An 18179-nucleotide genomic window follows, 5' to 3' on the forward strand; every position below is an offset into this window, starting at 1 on the left:
CCCCGATGAACGCCTCTCTGCCGTCCGAACCGGGCATCCGCATCAGCCTCGCCGAGCTGATCGAGATGCGTCACCGCGTGCGCGAAGTGCAGCTATTTTCCACGCCGAGCCAACGCAGCCCGCTGATCGGACTGCACCACTCCAAGTTTCGCGGGCGTGGCGTCGACTTCGATCAAGTGCGGGTCTATCAGGCCGGCGACGACGTGCGCACCATCGACTGGCGCGTGACCGCGCGGACGCAGGAACCGCACACCAAACTGTTCCATGAAGAACGCGAACGGCCGATTTTCATCATGGTCGAGCAAAGCACGCGGCTGTTTTTCGGCTCCGGGCTGATGTTCAAGTCGGTGCTCGCGGCGCAGGCGGCGGCGCTGATCGGCTGGGCCGCGCTGGGCCACAACGACCGGGTTGGCGGACTGGTGTTCGGCGACAACGAGCATTACGAAATCAAGCCGCGCCGCAGCAAGCAGAGCCTGCTGCAACTGCTCAACCGTCTGGTGAAGGTCAATCAATCGCTGCACAGCGAGCGGGAGCCAGATCGCGATGCGTTTGGCGTAGCGCTGCGCCGGGCCCGCGAAGTGCTGCGACCGGGCAGTCTGGTGATCGTGATCTGCGACGAGCGCGCACTGTCCGACAGCGCCGAGCAACAGTTGAGCCTGCTGTCGCGGCATTGCGATCTGTTGATGCTGCCGCTGTCCGATCCACTGGATCATGCCCTGCCCGCCGCCGGGCTGCTGAGATTCGCCGAGCGCGGCGCTCAACTGGAACTCGACACGCTGAATTTCGACCTGCGCCAGACCTACCGCGCCCAGGCCGAAGCGCGGATCGCCCGCTGGGAGTTGCTCGCGCAGAAGCTGCGCGTACTGCTGATGCCACTGAGCACTCAGAGCGAAATGGTCGAACAGATGCGCGAATTCCTTAACCCGCAACGTCCGGGGAAAGGTCGATGAACGGCCTCGAACAACTGCAACCGCTGATCTCCCCGCCGCCGATTGCCTTCTGGCCGCCGGCGCCGGGCTGGTGGCTGCTGCTTTTGCTGCTGCCGGTGATCGGTTTCGCGGTCTGGCGTCTGCGGCGTTTCATTCCGATCAAGAAAAAACCGATCGTGCGTGCCGAACTGCCGCTCGATCCGGTGCGTATCGCTGCACTCGCCGAACTGGCGCAGATGCCCAAACCCTACGACGGCGCCCCGGCCGGTGCCTGGCTGCAGCAGCTCAATGGCCTGCTCAAGCGCCTGTGCCGCAACCACTATCCCTACAGTCAGAGCCATACCCTCAACGGCCGCAAATGGCTGGCGTTTCTCGACAACCGTTGCCCCGCCGCCGGCCTGACCCGCTGGATGGTGCTCGTCGAAGGCGCCTACAAACCCGAGTGCAAACTCGACGACAAAGCCATCGCCGGCCTGACCCAGGCAGTCGACACCTGGATCCGCAAACATGTTTGAGTTCGCCTGGCCGTGGATCTTTCTGCTGTTGCCGCTGCCGTGGCTGATGCGCCTCGTGCTGCCGGTGGCCGACAGCGGCGAGCCGGCGCTGAAAGTGAGTTTCCTCGGTGACCTCGAAGGCCTCGCCCGCCGTCGCGCCCGGGCCAACCTGCCAGCGTGGCGCCAGCAAGCGCCGTTCATCCTGCTGTGGTTGTTTCTGCTGATCGCCACCGCCCGCCCGCAATGGCTCGGCGAACCGTTGCCGATTGCCGCCAGCGGCCGTGATCTGCTGGTGGCGGTGGACGTGTCCGGCTCGATGGATTTCCCGGACATGCAATGGAACGACGAAGACGTCAGTCGCCTGTCGCTGGTTCAGCATTTGCTCGGTGATTTTCTCGAAAGCCGCGATGGCGACCGCGTCGGTCTGATCCTGTTCGGCAGCCAGGCCTACCTGCAAGCACCCCTGACGTTTGACCGGCGCACCGTTCGGGTATGGCTCGATGAAGCGCGGATCGGCATCGCCGGCAAGAACACCGCGATTGGCGACGCCATCGGCCTGGCCCTGAAGCGCCTGCGTATGCGTCCGGCCCAGAGCCGGGTGCTGATTCTGGTCACCGACGGCGCGAACAACGGCGGTGAAATCGACCCGCTGACCGCCGCAAAACTGGCCGCCAGCGAAGGCGTGAAAATCTACCCGATCGGCATCGGCGCCGATCCCGAAGAAAGCGGCGCCACAGCATTGCTCGGCGGCAACCCGACTCTCGATCTCGACGAGCCGGCGCTCAAGGCCATCGCCGAGGTCACCGGCGGGCGCTATTTCCGCGCCCGCGACGGCCAGCAACTGCAAGCGATCAAGGACACCCTCGACCAACTCGAGCCGGTGACTCAACAACCGACCCAGGCCCGTCCGGCACAGGCGTTGTATCAGTGGCCGCTGGCATTCGCGCTGCTGCTGAGCATCTTGCTGGTGGCCCGTGTGTTGTGGCCGGACAACCCGCTGCAACGGCTGTTCACCAAGGAGCTGTATCTGCAAAGCCCCCTGCCTGACTGGCGCGAGCGCCTCAAGCGCCTGCGTTTGCGGAGGCGCCGATGATCGCCCTCTGGCCGCACTGGTTCCGCCCCTGGTGGCTGTTGCTATTGCCGTTGCTCGGCTGGCTGATCTGGCAGCTCTGGCACCGGCAAAAACGCGCAGGTCGCTGGCAGATGATTCTGCCGCCGGCCTTCCACGCCACGCTGCTCAGTGGCGGCAGCGGTCGCGACAGCAAACTGCCGTGGGTCGCCCTGAGCGTGGCCTGGCTGCTGACGATTCTGGCGTTGCTCGGGCCGAGTTGGGAACGGGTCGAACAAACCAGCCAGAAACCCGCCGATCCATTGGTGGTGGTGCTGGAACTGACCCCGGAAATGCTCGCCACCGACTCACCGCCAACGCGACTGGAACAGGCCCGGCGCAAGCTGTTCGACCTGTTGAAAGTGCGCAGCGATGCCCAGACCGCCATCGTCGTTTACGCCGGCAGCGCCCATACGCTGGTGCCGCTGTCGGATGACCTGGCGACCAGTCGCAATCTGCTCGACGCACTCAAGCCTTCGCTGATGCCGGAAAGCGGCCACCGCGCCGATCTGGCGGTGAGCAAGGCGCTGGCGTTGCTCAAGCAGGGTGCGCTGGGTCAGGGGCGGATTCTTCTGATCGGCTCTTCGCTATCGGAAGAAGAACGCCAAGGTATTCGCCACGCGCTGAGTGGCCAATCGGCGCAGTTATTAATGCTCGGCATCGGCACCGCCGAGGGCGCGCCGATTGCTCAGGAGGACGGCAGTTTCCTCAAGGATGCTCAGGGCGCGATCCGCGTGCCGCAGCTCGACAGCCCGGGCCTCGGCGCCTTCCTCAACGCAGTCGGCGGCGAGTACCGCAACGCACGGCTGGATGAATCCGATCTGGGCGACCTCGGCTTGCTCGATGGCCCGCGCAGCCTGCGCAACGATGGTCAGACTGTGCGCCTCGACACCTGGGCCGATCAGGGTTACTGGCTGCTGCTGCCGCTGTTGTTGCTCGCCGCGTGCGCCGGGCGGCGTGGCTGGCTGTTCTGTCTGCCGTTGCTGCTGGCATTGCCGCAACCGAGCTATGCCTTCGACTTCGAAGACCTGTGGCTGCGCCCCGATCAGCAAGGCCTGCATCTGCTCAAACAGAAGCGCCCGGCCGAAGCGGCGAAGCATTTCGAAGATCCGCAATGGCAAGGGGTGGCGTTGTACGAGGCCGGCGACTACAGTGGCGCCGCTCAGCGTTTCGCCGAGGGCAATGACGCCCACGCCCACTACAATCGTGGCAATGCCCTGGCCAGAAGCGGCGAGCTGGAAGCGGCGCTGGATGCCTACGAGCAGGCCCTGGAACGCCAGCCGGATCTGCGCCCGGCGCTGACCAACAAGGCGCTGGTGGAAAACCTGCTGAAACAGAAAAACGCCCCGCCGCCGGCCGAACCACAAGACAAACCGGCGCAGCCAAACATACCGGGCGATGAACCACCGCCACCGACCGCTCCGCCGCCAGCGGTCAAAAGCGAAACCCACAGCGAGCCACAAACCGGTGAGTCCGCCAGCGAGCCGCCACCGACCACTCCGCCGCTGCCGGGTGCCAACGAGCTGCCGGACGGCGAACCGGGCGAAGAACAGAACACTCCGCCGCTGCTGCGCCCCAATGAGGACAACCTCGAAGGCGAGCAACAGCAGGCGCTGGAACAATGGCTGGGCAAGATCTCGGATGACCCGGGCGAACTGCTGCGACGCAAATTCTGGTACGAACAGCAACAACATCAGGATCAGGAAAACATTCGATGACCCGTTTCACCGCTCTCTTGCTGCCCCTGCTGATCTGCACGGCCACCGCTCAGGCGGCCGAGCTGACGGCCAGTGTGGATCGCAGTCGCCTGAACTCCGGCGAGACGGTCGAACTCACCCTCGAATCCAACGATGTCACGCAGTTCGGCAAACCGGATCTGAGCCCGCTGGAGCCGCTGTTCGAAGTGCGCGGCACGCGTCAGGTCAACCAGTTGAACACGCTCAATGGTGACAACCGCGCCACCACTCGCTGGATCATCACGTTGCTGCCCAAGCAGAACGGCAGCGTTGAAATCCCGCCGCTGAAACTGGGCGACGTCGAGAGCCAGCCGATCACCGTGCAGGTGATCGAGAGCGACACCCGCGAAGAAAACAATGCCCGCGAACCGGTGTTCATTGAAGCCAGTCTCGACCAGACCAGCGTCTATGTGCAGGCCCAGGCCATCCTGACACTGCGCATCTACCATTCGGTGTCGCTGTACGACGACAGCAGCCTGACGCCATTGCAGATCGCCGACGCGCGCATCGAGCAACTGGGCGACATGCGCACCTACGAAAAAGACATCAACGGTGTGCGCCACGGCGTGATCGAGATGCGCTATGCGATCTATCCGCAGCACAGCGGATTGCTGAGCATCGCCCCGCAGACTTTCAGCGCCACACTGGTCGATACCCAGCCCTCGCAGGACGCCACGGCGCAGGGGCCGAAGCCGGGCAAACTGATGCGCGTCAGCTCCAGCGCCACGTCGCTGACGGTCAAACCGAAACCGATGACCTACCCCAGCGACGCACCGTGGCTGCCGGCCCGCAGCCTGAGCCTGAGCGAGAGCTGGAACCCGGAGCCGGAACACACTCAGGTCGGCGACTCCCTGACCCGCAGCCTGACCCTCAAGGTCGAAGGCCTGGCCAGCTCGCAACTGCCCGCCCTGCCCGCCACCGAGGCCAATGGCCTGCGCCGCTACCCGGATCAACCGGTGCTGAACAACCAGAGCAGCGACCGCGGCCTGATCGGCAGCCGCGAAGAACGCGAAGCGCTGGTGCCCAGCCGCAGCGGCTCGATCGAATTGCCAACGGTGGACGTAGTCTGGTGGAACACCTTCGAAGATCACCTGGAACACACCAGCCTGCCGGCTCGCACCCTGCAAGTGGCGAACAACCCGAGCCTGCAAGTCGACACCCCGGCCGGCAGCGCGCAACCGCTCAGCGCAGCCGACAGCGAAGCGTTGTGGTGGTGGAAACTCAGCACATTCGTTTTCGCCTGCACCACCCTGCTCGGCTTCGGCCTCTGGTGGCGTGCCCGCTGGCAACCGGCAATCCTGCGAGCCGCACAAACCGGCCCGAGCCCGCGCACCCTGCTCGACGACATCAAACGCGCCAGCCAGGCCAACGACCCCCACGCTACCCGTCAGGCCCTCGACGCCTGGGCCCGCCAGCAACCGGAAACCCTCGCGGACATGGCGGCGCGGTTTGTGCCGTTGTCGGATGCGCTCGACGGGCTGAACGGCGCGCTGTACAGCGAGACCGGGCAGCATTGGCAGGGTGAAGATCTGTGGCGAGCGATCCGGACGATTCCGACGGCGGAGCGGGTGCAGGATCCGGTCGGGGATAGTGGGTTACCACCGCTGTATCCGAAGTAGTTGCAGTCCAATAGAGGCTTTTGCCCGTAAACTCTCTTCTTTTTTCGCCGCGCTTTTTTTCCTGCGGCCATCACCTCTTTATATTGCGGAGTCAGCCTTGCGTCTGTTTCACACCTCCGACTGGCACCTTGGGCAGAACCTGCACGGCCAGGAGCGCGATTTCGAGCACGCCTGTTTTCTCGAGTGGCTGCTGCGCCAATTGAAACTGGCGCAGCCGGACGTGCTGCTGATCGCCGGCGACATCTTCGACACGGTCAATCCACCGGTCAAAGCCCAGGAACGCCTCTACGATTTCATCGTCAGCGCCCACGAACAGCAGCCGTTGCTGACCATCGTGATGATCGCCGGCAACCACGATTCCGGTTCGCGGATCGAACTGCCCGCGCCGTTGATGCGGCGTTTGCGCACCCATGCGCTGGGCCGGGTGCTGTGGCTGGATGACGGGCAACTGGATGCTGGGCGTCTGTTGTTGCCGCTGCCGAATGCTTCCGGCGAGATCGCAGCGTGGTGCCTGGCGCTGCCGTTCCTGCGGCCTGCTGAGGTGACCGGCGCGCATCTGGGTGAAAACTATCTGCGCGGCATCGGTCAGGTGCATGAATGGCTGATCGAAGCAGCCAACGCCAAGCGCCAACCGGGCCAGGCGCTGGTCGCCATCAGCCATGCACACATGGCCGGCGGCTCGGTGTCGGAAGACTCCGAACGCAGCCTGATCATCGGCAACGCCGAAGCCCTGCCCGCCAGCCTGTTCGGGCCGAGCATCAGCTATGTCGCACTCGGCCATTTGCACAAGCCGCAGAAGGTCAACGGTGAAGAACGGATTCGCTACAGCGGTTCGCCGATCCCGTTGTCGTTTTCGGAAATCAGTTATCAGCACCAGATTCTCGACGTTGTTCTGGACGGCGAAACCCTGGTCAGCGTCGAGCCCATGCTGATTCCGCGTTCCGTGAATCTACAACGCCTCGGCCCTGCGCCGCTGGCGGAAATCCTGCTGCAACTGGCGGACCTGCCGAACATCGACCTGCTGGCCGAAACCCAGCGCCAGCCGTGGCTGGAAGTGCGGGTGCGCCTCGACGAGCCGCAGCCGGATCTGCGCCATCAGGTGGAAAGCGCCCTGCAAGGCAAGGCTGTGCGACTGGTGCGGATTGCCGCCGAATACGCCGGCAACCGTGGCGCTAATGGCGCCGAAGACGGCAGCGCGCTGATCGAACTGGACCAGCTCACGCCGCAGGAATTGTTCAGCCGCGCCTGGCTCGACAACTATGGCAGCGAGGTCGACGAGCAAACCCTCAAGGACTTCGCCGAATTGCTGCAGGACGTACAGATGGAGGGCGAGCAGCCATGAAGATTCTCGCCATTCGCCTGAAGAACCTCGCGTCGCTGGCCGGCCCTTTTGAAATCGATTTCACCGCCGAACCGCTGGCCAGCGCTGGCCTGTTCGCCATCACCGGACCGACCGGCGCCGGCAAGAGTACTTTGCTCGATGCTCTGTGCCTGGCGTTGTTTGGCTCTGTGCCGAGGTTGAACAACACCGGGCGTGACGCCAAGGTGCCGGACGCCGACGGTGAAATCGCCACCGGCGACCCGCGCACCCTCCTGCGTCGCGGCACGGGTGAAGGTTTTGCCGAAGTGGATTTTGTCGGCGTCGACGGCCGTCGCTATCGCGCGCGCTGGGAAGCCAACCGCGCCCGGGAAAAGGCCGGCGGCAAGTTGCAGGCGAGCCGTCAGAGCCTGCGCGACATCGATCAGGATCAACTGCTCGCCAGCCAGAAAGGCGAGTACAAGACTCAGCTTGAAGCCGCGCTGGGCCTGAACTTCGAACAGTTCACCCGCGCCGTGCTGCTGGCCCAGAGCGAATTCAGCGCGTTCCTCAAAGCCGACGACAACGACCGCAGCGAACTGCTGGAAAAGCTCACCGACACCGCGCTCTACACCCGCCTCGGCCGGCGCGCATTCGACAAGACCAAAGAGGCCCGCGAAGCCCACAAGCAGTTGCAGGATCAGGCCACCGGCGTGACCCCGCTGGCGCCCGAGGCCCGCGCGGAGCTGGACGAGCGCTTCAATGCCGCCCAGCAACAACTGAAGTTGCAGCAGGCGCAGCTCAAGCAGATCGAGCAGCAGCACGACTGGCTCAAGGAACTGCTGCGGCTGCAAGACTCGCAACAAGCCGCCGCCGAACAACTGCGCAGCGCAGAGCACGAACGGGAGTCGCTGGCCGGCGAGCGTCTGAAGCTCACCCGCCTGGAACAACTTGCCCCGCAACGGCACCAGTTCGCCCGCAAAACCGAACTTGATGCACAGCTGACACCGCTGGCCGCACAGATCCACGCGCATACCCAACAGCAAGGTGAACTGGCTGAGCGCCAGACGCGACTGGAGCAGGATCTCGCCGCAGCGCAGATCGCCCTGACCCAGGCGCAAACGCAGCAAAGCGAAAGCGCGCCGCTGTTGCGTCAGGCCTTCGAGGAGCAAAGCACCCTCGCCCGCCTCGCCAAGGATGTCGCAACCGGCACCGAAGTGAAGCAAGCCGCTGAGCAATCCTGCGCCCAGGGCCAAAGCGCGATCCAGACCCTGCTCGATCAGCAAAAACAGGTCGCCGATCGCTTGCAGCGTATCGCCGCCGATCTTGAGCAAAGCGCTCACTTGGCACCGTTGAGCGAAGCGTGGAATGCCTACCGCGACCGCTTGCAGCAACTGATGCTGATCGGCAATCGATTGAACAAGGGCCAAAGCGAACTCGCTTCCCTCGAAGAAAACGCCGCTCGCGCCACCGAAGCGCTCGCCACGCAAAAGCAGCAGCTGGAAGTATTGTTCAAGGAGGCTGGCGCCGAACCGGACGCGGTCGCCGAGCAGATCGGCATTCTCGGCACTCTGTTGCAGGACAACCGCAAGCAACTGCGCGCCATCGAAGACCTGACGCGCCTGTGGGCCAGCCAACAGGATCTGGACAAGCGCAGTGCCGAGCTGCAACAGCGTCAGCTCGATGCGCAACAGGAGCGCGAGCGCCTGACCCAGGACGGGGTGAAAACCAAGTCCGAGCTGACCGTCGCCGAACAGACCCTCAACGTCACCCGAGAATTGCTCGAACGTCAGCGTCTGGCCCGCAGTGCCAGTGTCGAAGAGTTGCGCGCGCAGTTGCAGGACGACCAGCCATGCCCGGTCTGCGGCAGCAACGAGCATCCGTATCACCAGCCGGAAGCCCTGCTGCAAAGCCTCGGCCGTCATGATGAAAGCGAGCAGGCCCGCGCGCAGCAAGCGGTCGATCAACTGAAGGAAAAACTCACCGACCTGCGTGCCAGCGTCGGTGGCGTGATTGCCCAACAGAAAGAGTTGCTGCAACAGCAGGAACAACTGGCGACACAACAGCAAACGCTGACGCCGAGCATCGAGGCGCATCCGCTGGCGGCGTCGTTGCTGAATCAGGACGCCGATAAGCGTGCTGCGTGGCTCACCCGCCAGAATGAACAACTGAACCAGAGCATCACCCAGGACGAACAGCGCCAGACCGCCCTGCTCACGCTGCAACAGGATGCGGCGCGCCTGACCCAGCAATTGCGTCAGGCAGAAACCGCACACCAGCAAGCGTCGCAGCACCTGAGCAATCAGCAGCGCGAGCTGAGCGCTGACCGCCAGCGCCTGGACGAAGAACTGGCGGCCTTCGCCACACTGCTGCCGGGCGACACCCTCGACGCCTTGCGCGCCGAGCCGGCCGCGACCTTCATGCAGCTTGACCGGCAGATTGCCGAACGTCTGGCGCAAGTCGATCAGCAGAAAGAAGAACTGGCCGAGCAACAACAACGCCAGCAGACGCTTGAGAAAGAACAGGATCGCCAACAGGGCCGTGTGCAGCAGCTGCAAAATGCTGAGCAGCAGCTCAACGCGCTGACCGGGCAACAACAGGCCAGCCAGGAAAAACTGGCGCAATTACTCGGCAATCACAACTGCGCCGAACATTGGCAGCAGCAACTGGAACAGGCCGTGGAACAGGCGCGCAACGCCGAATCCACGACGACTCAGGCGCTGCAGGAAGCGCGTACGCAGCTTGTGCAAATCGCCGCTGAACTCAAAGCGCAGCAGGAGCGTCTGCAAGCGCTGGAAATCGAAGACCGCGACCTGGCCGGCAAGATTGCCGACTGGCGCGCACGCCATCCGGAGCTGGATGACGGTGGCCTCGAAGACCTGCTACGGGTTGATGACGCGCAAGTCGACGAACTGCGCCAACGCTTGCAGCGCAACGAAAAAGCCGTTGAACAGGCCAAGGTGTTGTTGCAGGAACGCGATCAGCGCCTGCTCGATCATCAGGCTCAACACAACGGCAACCTGGATGCCGAACAACTCGCCAGCGCCCTCGCCGACCTGCAAACCCAGTGCACGGCCAGCGAACAGCACTGCGCCGAACTGCGCGCCGAGCAGGCCGAAGACCAGCGCCGCCAGAACGCCAATCAGGCGCTCGCGCAGCAGATCGCCGACGCCAATGCCGAATATCTACGCTGGGCGCGGCTCAATGCGCTGATCGGCTCGGCCACCGGCGACACCTTCCGCAAGATCGCCCAGGCCTACAACCTCGACCTGCTGGTGCATCACGCCAACGTGCAGCTGCGACAACTGGTCAAGCGCTACCGCCTCAAGCGTGGCGGCAGCATGCTCGGCCTGCTGGTGATGGACACTGAAATGGGCGACGAACTGCGTTCGGTGCATTCGCTGTCCGGTGGCGAAACCTTCCTGGTGTCGCTGGCCCTCGCCCTGGGTTTGGCCTCGATGGCATCGAGCACGTTGAAGATCGAATCGCTGTTCATCGACGAGGGCTTCGGCAGCCTCGATCCGGAATCCCTGCAACTGGCCATGGACGCCCTCGACGGCTTGCAGGCGCAGGGTCGCAAGGTCGCGGTGATTTCCCACGTGCAGGAAATGCACGAGCGGATCCCGGTGCAGATTCAGGTACAGCGCCAGGGCAACGGTCTGAGCACACTGGAGGTGAAATGAACACGTTGTATTCCTTCCGCCGCTGCCCGTACGCGATGCGGGCGCGGATGGCCCTGCGTTATTCGGGTGTGCCGGTGGAGATCGTCGAAGTCAGCCTGAAAGCCAAACCGGCGGAGATGCTGGCGATCTCGCCCAAGGGCACGGTGCCGGTGCTGGATGCGGGCGGTCAGGTGATCGATGAAAGCCTGGAGATCATGCGCTGGGCGCTGGCGCAGAACGATCCGGATGACTGGTTGCTGGGTGGCGATTCAAGGATCGCCGAGTTGATCGAAGCCAACGATCAAGTATTCAAGGTTCACTTGAATCGCTACAAGTATGCCGAGCGTTATCCGGAACAGCCGATGGAGGTTTATCGCGCGGAAGGTGCGCTGTTCTTGCAGCAGCTCGATGAGCTGCTCGAGGGTCGCGATTACTTGTTGACCGGGCATCCGAGCCTGGCCGATATCGCGTTGCTGCCGTTCGTTCGCCAGTTCGCCCATGTTGATCGTGACTGGTTTGCGCAGACGCCTTACGTGCGGTTGCAGGCCTGGTTGCAGCGGTTTCTTGAGTCGGAGCTGTTCACCGGCATCATGAAAAAGTAAGCGCGTTACGCCAGCACTTCACACATGCCGATAGCCGAGCAATCCACTTCGAACGGGCCGAGAAAACCGCTGGGGGTTTTCACCGGCGGATTGCCGGCCAGCAGCCCCAGCGCATTGGCCCGTTCGATGTTGTGAGCGATGGTGTGGTTGGCCTCTATGGCCCGGGCAAGTCCGCCGACCGAACCCTGGCCGAATCCCAACAGGGAAGCGCCGTTGGTCATGAACGCCAGTCCGGCAATAACCCAGAGTCTGTAGCCTTTCATGCTCCGCCGACTCCCGCGAGTTCAGCTGAATCCACCGTCGCGTTTTGCGAGCGGAGTTCGAACTGGATGCCGGGATGGGCGACGTCGATCGGTGCTTCGAAGCTGTGTTGCGACTGCGACGCCAGACTGACAAACAGCACCATGACCAGGTACAGACCGATGGCCACGTAGGCGCCGCGTTTGGCGGAAGTGATGATTGAACTGGCCATGATGTGTGCTCCGTGGACAATGTTTCGAGGTCCACAGAATCGATCAAAAAAGCCGGGGTAACCACTCAGGGTTTGGCATAGTAACCATCAGCTTCGTTGATTATTTAGCCGGTCTATCTCGCTGTTTGAAAATAGCTATCGCTGGTCGTTGCGCAGGCAAAAAACTGCCCAAGGCTACGATCTTTTGATTTTGCTTTTTTGAGAAACAAGATCAAAGGATCGCAGCCTTGGGCAGTTCCAGGGTGTGACGGAAATTTCAGTGTTGAGCTTTGTGATCCAGCGCGGCGTAGAAGTTGGCGCTTTGTTGCAGGTATTTCTGGGTGTAGCTCTGGGTGTGGGATTTTTTGTCGCTGATTTCAACGTTGGCACTGGCTGGCAGGGCCACGGTGGCGGAGATGGCGGAAGCGGCAATCACGGAGAAGAGATTGAAGTTCATGGCGGTAACCCTCGTGTTCAGTTGGCTTGCTTGCCCGGTTGGGCCGTGAAGCAAACTTAACGCTCGAGGGTTGATCGCTTGAAATGCTTTGCAACATTACCTGTTATCAGCAGGATTAATACAAAGCTTCAGGCCCCGTAGACCGGGTCCTGCGGCTTATTGACGCACGAGAAACTTGAGGTCGCTCGGGGCGTCCATCGGCAGTTTTTGCACGGTTTTGCCCAACAGACCGGTCTTGCCGTCGCGCTCGACCACGACAATCTGGTTGCTCTTCTGGTTGGCAATCAGCAGGAATTTGCCGCTCGGATCGAGGCTGAACTCACGCGGGTGATCGCCTTCCACCGAACGTCGCTGCAGTTCCTTGAGCTGGCCGCTGGCCGGATCGATGGCGAACACCAGCAGCTGATTGGCGGTGCCACGGTTGCTGACGTAGAGGAATTTGCCATCGGCGGACGCGTGCAGCGCGGCGGCGGCCTTGTCCGAAGTCGGCTGGCCGGCAGCCAGATCGACCATTTGCGTCTGGGTCAGCACGCCGTCCTTGTAGTCGAATACCGCGACCTGAGCGCTCATTTCCATGGTCAGCCAGGCATGTTTGCCGTCAGCGCTGAACAGCAGATGACGCGGGCCGCTGCCGGCTGGCAGTTGCACCGACGCGGTTTTTGCCGGGGTCAGCGGCAGGTCCGGGTTGGCTTTCGGGTCGAATTGGTAGATGAAGACCTTGTCCGCACCCAAGTCATTGGAGAACACGTAACGGCCGTCCGGCGAAGACACCGTCGAGTGCACGTGGTTCGAGGCCTGACGCTCGGGATTGACCCGGCTCGCCGGGTGCGCGCTCATCTGCACCACCGGTTTGAGCTTGCCGTCGCTGCCGACCGGCAACACCGCGAGCGTGCCGCCCGGATCTTCAACCACCGAGTAGTTGCTGACGAACAGATGGCTGGCGTCGCCGCCGAGGCTGGAATGGGTCGGCTCGTTGCCCAGGCTCTGGACCTGATTGATCAGGGTCAGGGCGTGCGTTTTCGAATCGATTGAATAACTGCTGACGCGACCGACCGGATCTTTCTGGCCTGGGCCGTTTTCGTTGACCACGAACACCCGGTGCTGATCCTTCGACAGGGTCAGCCACGACGGGTTTTCGCTCTTGATCACTTGCAGCGGCTTGGCGTCGATCTGGCCGGTGGCGCTGTCGAAGTTCATCCGGTAGATGCCTTCGCTGGTGCCAGCGGTGTAGGAGCCGACCAGCAACTGGAAGCTTTCGGCCGAGGCGCTGGAAAGGCCCATCGCGCCGACGCTGCCGGCCATCAGCAATGGCCAGAATTTACGCATGTTCATTCGGTGTCATCCTCGTCGTCGGCGCTGCTGAGTACATCGCCGAGGCATACCAGACGGTGTTCGCCAACGGTTTTGGTGTCGCTGGAAAAACCGACGATCAGCCAGCTCTGCAGATCTTCATCAAACGTCGCCGCTGCCACCTGAGCCGGGGTGAACTCCCAATGCTTGGCGGCCCGGCCATCGATGCATTCGATGTGCAGATTGTCGTCTTCGTCGAGGGCGAATTCGAAAGCGTGCAGGCCGTCGATTTCGACCATACCGCAGTGTTCGAGGGCGTTGAGAAGGGTGTCGGTTACGGCAGTCATGGCAATCATGTCTTTCAGGGGGAAAGGGCCAATGATAGCTCAAAGCAGGCGCTGAGCCCCTGTGGGAGCGAGCTTGCTCGCGAATACGGAGTGTCAGGCAATCAACAAGTGACTGGACGACCGCCTTCGCGAGCAAGCTCGCTCCCACAGGGATCTCGGTGTGGTTTAGAGGGCTTCGCGCGAAGGCTTGCCGTCGACCAGCCGCTGAATGCGCAGCGGGTTGGCGTTTTTCAGCGGTTCCGGCAGCAGGCTGTCGGGGTAGTTCTGGAAACACACCGGGCGCAGGAAACGATCGATTGCCAGCGTCCCCACCGAAGTGCCGCGGGCATCGGACGTCGCCGGATACGGCCCGCCGTGAACCATCGAATCACACACTTCGACACCGGTCGGATAGCCATTGAGCAGGATCCGCCCGACCTTCTGCTCCAGCAAAGGCGTCAGCTCCGCGAAGCGCTCGAAATCCGCCTGCTCACCGATGATTGTCGCCGTCAGTTGTCCATGCAAGCCCTGCAACGCCGCGCTCAGCTGCGCCTTGTCCGCCACTTCGACGATCACCGTGGTCGGGCCGAACACTTCTTCCTGCAGGACTTCATCGCCGTCGATCAGCAGGCTGACATCGGCCTTGAACAACTGCGGCTGCGCCTGATTGCCTTGCTGCGGGTTACCCGCCAGATGCTCGATGCCGGTATGCGCCAATAATTTTTCCAGGCCCTTGCCGTAGCTACCGAGGGTGCCGGCATTGAGCATGGTTTGCGCCGGTTGATCGCCGATCAGCGCCGCGACTTGCTCAACGAATGCCGTGAATTGTGGCGAGCGAATGCCGATCACCAGACCCGGGTTGGTACAGAACTGTCCGCAGCCCTGCACCACCGACGCGGTCAGATCGCGGGCGACCGTTTCCGAACGTACGGCCAGGGCTTGGGGCAACACGATCACCGGATTGATGCTCGACATCTCGGCGAACACCGGGATCGGCTGAGGGCGCGCGGCGGCCATGTCGCACAGCGACCGTCCGCCACGCAGCGAACCAGTGAAGCCCACGGCCTGAATGGCCGGATGTTTGACCAGCCATTCGCCGACGCCACCACCGTAGATCATGTTGAACACGCCCGCCGGCATCGCGGTTTTTTCTGCTGCGCGGATCAGCGCATCGGCAACAAGTTCAGCGGTGGCCATGTGACCGCTGTGGGCCTTGAACACCACCGGGCAACCGGCGGCCAGCGCCGAAGCGGTATCGCCGCCGGCAGTAGAGAATGCCAGCGGAAAGTTGCTCGCACCGAACACCGCCACCGGCCCTAGGCCGATGCGGTACTGGCGCAGATCCGGACGTGGCAGCGGCTGGCGATCCGGCAACGGCAGATCGATGCGCGCACCGTAGAAGTCACCGCGCCGCAGGACTTTGGCGAACAAGCGCATCTGGCCGCTGGTGCGCCCTCTTTCACCCTGAATCCGCCCCGCCGGCAATGCGGTTTCGCGGCAGACCACGGCCACAAAGTCATCCCCCAGCGCATCCAGTTCATCGGCAATCGCATCGAGAAACTGCGCGCGGCGTTCGGCACTGAGGCTGCGATACGCCGGATACGCCGCCGCAGCGGCCTTGGCGGCGGCGTCTACTTCCGCTTCCGTGGCCTGAATGAAATCGTGAGGCAGTGCCTCGCCCGTGGTGGCATCGACGCTCTGCAGCTTGACGTCGCCCGCCGCGCTGCGACGGCCGCCGATGTAGTTGTGACCGAGAATCTGAGTCATGGGATCTCCTTAAAGGGTGCCGATGCTGTGCGGTTCGAATGCCGCTGCGACCGGGGCGATGCCGTTGACCAGCGGTGCGCCGAATTCGGCCTGGCTGATCTCGAACACGTCGCCCGGCTGAGTGCGAATGCCATCGGCGAACGACAGGGTCGCGGTGCCGAAGAAGTGAATATGCACGTCGCCCGGACGCAGGAACTGGCTGTACTTGAAGTGGTGGTATTCGAGGTTCGCCAGGCTGTGGCACATGTTGGCCTCGCCGCTGAGGAACTCGTTCTGCCACAGCACTTCGCCGTCGCGCAGGATGCGGCTGGTGCCGGCCAGATGTTGCGGCAGCTCACCGACGCGCAACTCCGGGCCGTAGCTGCAACTGCGCAGCTTCGAGTGGGCCAGGTACAGGTAATTCTTGCGCTCCATGACGTGATCGGAGAACTCGTTGCCCACCGCAAAACCGAGGCGATACGGCTTGCCGTCGTGGCCGATGATGTAGAGGCCGGCCATTTCCGGTTCCTCGCCGGCGTCTTCAGCAAACGGCGGCAGCGGGAACGGCTGACCGGGACGCACGACAATGCTGCCGTCGCCCTTGTAGAACCATTCTGGTTGCACGCCGGCCTGCCCCGCCGCCGGTTTGCCGCCCTCCACGCCCCACTTGAAGATGCGCATGGTGTCGGTCAACGCCGCTTCGTCGCCGGCCTGCTGATGCATCTTGTCCCGGGCCGAGGCGCTGCCGAGGTGCGTGAGGCCGGTGCCGCTGACCAGCAGGTGCGCCGGGTCCGGGTGGTCCAGCGGCGGAAGGATCCGCAGTTTGGCCAGCAATTCGGCGTAATCGTGGCTGATGCCCAGGCCGAGGGTTTGCACTTGCTGCGCGAGGGTGCTGCCGGCCTCGATCGCGGCCAGGGCCAGATCGCGAACCGTACGCGCGTCCTGCACTTCACGCACCAGACCGTCCTCGACCACCCCGACACGGCGCTCGCCGCTACTCAATTCGAATTGAACCAGATGCATGATGTTCTCCTGTTAAAACAAATCCTGGATCGAAATCAGGTGCGTGTCGCACCGCGTGCACTCGCTGCAAATTGCTCGACCGGCAGCACATGCTTGCGCTCCAGCAAGCGATAGACGACGCCCGTCAGAATCAGCCCGAACACCATCACCCCGGACAGGAAGTACAGGCCCGAAGCGAGGTTGCCGGTGTATTCCTTCAAGGCGCCGATCACGAACGGGCCGATGTAGCCGCCAAGGTTGCCTACCGAGTTGATCAGCGCAATGCCTGCCGCCGCACTGGCGCCGGCAAAGAACCGCCCCGGCAAAGTCCAGAACACCGCCGTGCAGGAAAACAGCGCGAACGCCACCAGACACAACGCCGCCAGTTGCGCCACCGGCAACGACAGCCAGGCGCTGAGGAACAGGCCGATGGCGCCCAGCACATACAGCACCGCCAGATGGCCGTAGCGATCATTCAAACGGTCGGAACTGCGCGGAATGATCAGCAGGCCGATGATCCCGAAGATGTACGGCACCGACGACACGAAACCGGTCACCAGATCGCTGCCGCCAAACTGTTTGATCAGGGTCGGCAGCCACAGGCCCAGGCCATAAATGCTCAGGGTCACCGGCAGATAAAACAGCGCCAGCAGCAGCACGCGTTTGTCTTTCAGCGCATGCAGCGGATTGCCGTGACGGGTCTGGCCATATTCCTGCAGGTCCTTTTTCAACTCGCCGGTCAGCCAGTCCTTCTCGGCCTGGTCCATCCATTTCACTTGCTGCGGGCCGTCCGGCAGCCAGCGCAATACCGGCCAGGTCAGCAGGATCGCCGGGGTGCCGATGACGATGAACAGCCACTGCCAGCCGTGCAGACCGAGGATGCCGTCCATGCCCAGCAAACCGCCGGACACGGGGCCGGTGATCATCATCGCGATGGGTTGAGAAAGGATGAACAGCCCGAGGATCTTGCCGCGATGGCGCACCGGGAACCATTGGGTGATGTAGTACAGAACGCCGGGAAAGAACCCCGCCTCCGCCGCGCCAAGCAGAAAGCGCATCACGTAGAAACTGTGCGGGCCCTGGACGAAGGCCATGCCGATGGTGATCGCGCCCCAGGTGATCATGATCCGCGCGAACCAGCGCCGTGCGCCAAAGCGTTCGAGCATCAAATTGCTAGGGATTTCAAATAGAAAGTAGCCGATGAAAAACAGCCCGGCGCCGAGGCCGTAGGCGGCATCACCGATACCGATGTCGGCGCCCATGTGCAGCTTGGCGAAGCCGACGGCAGAGCGATCCACATAGGCGATCAGGTACAGCAGGATCAGGAAGGGAATCAGTTTCAGCGTGATGCGCCGGACAAGCCGCAGTTCCTGGCTCATGAGATCGGTCTCCGATTGTTGTTTTTATGGAACCTCGGGGGACGCCTCTCGCGAAAAATCGCCAGGGCCATCTCTCCGTCG

At 62.9% G+C, this 18179-nt stretch carries 16 protein-coding genes; 8 read left to right on the forward strand and 8 right to left on the reverse strand.

Annotated features, from left to right (window positions below; translation table 11 throughout):
* Positions 1-5 precede the first annotated feature (5 nt).
* From AC1Q9F_RS04435 to AC1Q9F_RS04470, 8 genes are all read left to right on the forward strand, one after another.
* Positions 6-950 carry a DUF58 domain-containing protein gene (locus AC1Q9F_RS04435; protein ID WP_007959332.1) on the forward strand — a complete coding sequence of 315 codons (945 nt, stop codon included), beginning with the start codon at positions 6-8 and terminating at the stop codon, positions 948-950.
* Positions 947-1444 (forward strand): DUF4381 domain-containing protein, encoded by a 498-nt coding sequence (locus AC1Q9F_RS04440; protein WP_179694665.1) that lies wholly within the window; start codon positions 947-949, stop codon positions 1442-1444. Before AC1Q9F_RS04435 ends, AC1Q9F_RS04440 begins: the two co-directional genes overlap by 4 nt.
* Entirely contained in the window at positions 1437-2516 is a 1080-nt protein-coding gene (locus tag AC1Q9F_RS04445) for a vWA domain-containing protein (protein WP_492618835.1), read from the forward strand. Before AC1Q9F_RS04440 ends, AC1Q9F_RS04445 begins: the two co-directional genes overlap by 8 nt.
* On the forward strand, positions 2513-4249 hold the full coding sequence (locus AC1Q9F_RS04450) for a vWA domain-containing protein (protein WP_492618834.1): 1737 nt from the start codon (positions 2513-2515) through the stop codon (positions 4247-4249). The genes AC1Q9F_RS04445 and AC1Q9F_RS04450 overlap by 4 nt, the downstream gene beginning before the upstream one ends.
* Complete coding sequence (locus tag AC1Q9F_RS04455) at positions 4246-5886, forward strand: BatD family protein (protein WP_492618833.1); 1641 nt, start codon at positions 4246-4248, stop codon at positions 5884-5886. Before AC1Q9F_RS04450 ends, AC1Q9F_RS04455 begins: the two co-directional genes overlap by 4 nt.
* Before the next feature lie 97 nt (positions 5887-5983).
* Positions 5984-7228 (forward strand): exonuclease SbcCD subunit D C-terminal domain-containing protein, encoded by a 1245-nt coding sequence (locus AC1Q9F_RS04460; RefSeq protein WP_492618832.1) that lies wholly within the window; start codon positions 5984-5986, stop codon positions 7226-7228.
* Positions 7225-10866, forward strand: a complete 3642-nt coding sequence (locus tag AC1Q9F_RS04465; RefSeq protein ID WP_492618831.1) for an AAA family ATPase — start codon at positions 7225-7227, stop codon at positions 10864-10866. Before AC1Q9F_RS04460 ends, AC1Q9F_RS04465 begins: the two co-directional genes overlap by 4 nt.
* Positions 10863-11447, forward strand: coding sequence for a glutathione S-transferase (locus tag AC1Q9F_RS04470; RefSeq protein ID WP_492618830.1), 585 nt, complete (start codon positions 10863-10865; stop codon positions 11445-11447). Before AC1Q9F_RS04465 ends, AC1Q9F_RS04470 begins: the two co-directional genes overlap by 4 nt.
* Before the next feature lie 5 nt (positions 11448-11452).
* Here the strand turns inward: AC1Q9F_RS04470 and AC1Q9F_RS04475 are convergent, their stop codons facing one another.
* The 8 genes from AC1Q9F_RS04475 to AC1Q9F_RS04510 all read right to left on the reverse strand — a co-directional run bounded on the left by AC1Q9F_RS04475 (position 11453) and on the right by AC1Q9F_RS04510 (position 18098).
* The gene (locus tag AC1Q9F_RS04475; RefSeq protein ID WP_115078204.1) at positions 11453-11710 is read right to left on the reverse strand and encodes a hypothetical protein; all 258 of its coding nucleotides are present in this window, start codon (positions 11708-11710) and stop codon (positions 11453-11455) included.
* On the reverse strand, positions 11707-11919 hold the full coding sequence (locus AC1Q9F_RS04480; protein ID WP_085746241.1) for a hypothetical protein: 213 nt from the start codon (positions 11917-11919) through the stop codon (positions 11707-11709). Before AC1Q9F_RS04480 ends, AC1Q9F_RS04475 begins: the two co-directional genes overlap by 4 nt.
* A gap of 256 nt (positions 11920-12175) precedes the next feature.
* Positions 12176-12355, reverse strand: coding sequence for a hypothetical protein (locus AC1Q9F_RS04485; RefSeq protein WP_007941320.1), 180 nt, complete (start codon positions 12353-12355; stop codon positions 12176-12178).
* Positions 12356-12511: 156 nt separating this feature from the next.
* A complete protein-coding gene (locus tag AC1Q9F_RS04490) occupies positions 12512-13687 on the reverse strand; it encodes a lactonase family protein (RefSeq protein ID WP_492618829.1) in 1176 nt (391 codons plus the stop codon).
* Positions 13684-13992, reverse strand: a complete 309-nt coding sequence (locus AC1Q9F_RS04495; RefSeq protein WP_492618828.1) for a DUF5629 family protein — start codon at positions 13990-13992, stop codon at positions 13684-13686. Before AC1Q9F_RS04495 ends, AC1Q9F_RS04490 begins: the two co-directional genes overlap by 4 nt.
* 165 nt (positions 13993-14157) lie before the next feature.
* Positions 14158-15738, reverse strand: a complete 1581-nt coding sequence (locus tag AC1Q9F_RS04500) for an aldehyde dehydrogenase (NADP(+)) (RefSeq protein ID WP_492618827.1) — start codon at positions 15736-15738, stop codon at positions 14158-14160.
* Between the two features lie 9 nt (positions 15739-15747).
* Entirely contained in the window at positions 15748-16740 is a 993-nt protein-coding gene (gene araD1, locus AC1Q9F_RS04505) for an AraD1 family protein (protein WP_492618826.1), read from the reverse strand.
* 35 nt (positions 16741-16775) lie between these two features.
* Positions 16776-18098: an MFS transporter gene (locus AC1Q9F_RS04510; protein WP_007957417.1), complete on the reverse strand. Its 1323-nt coding sequence runs from the start codon at positions 18096-18098 to the stop codon at positions 16776-16778.
* Positions 18099-18179: the final 81 nt, after the last annotated feature.

It is taken from the genome of Pseudomonas sp. GW823-FHT04A03 (assembly GCF_058796615.1).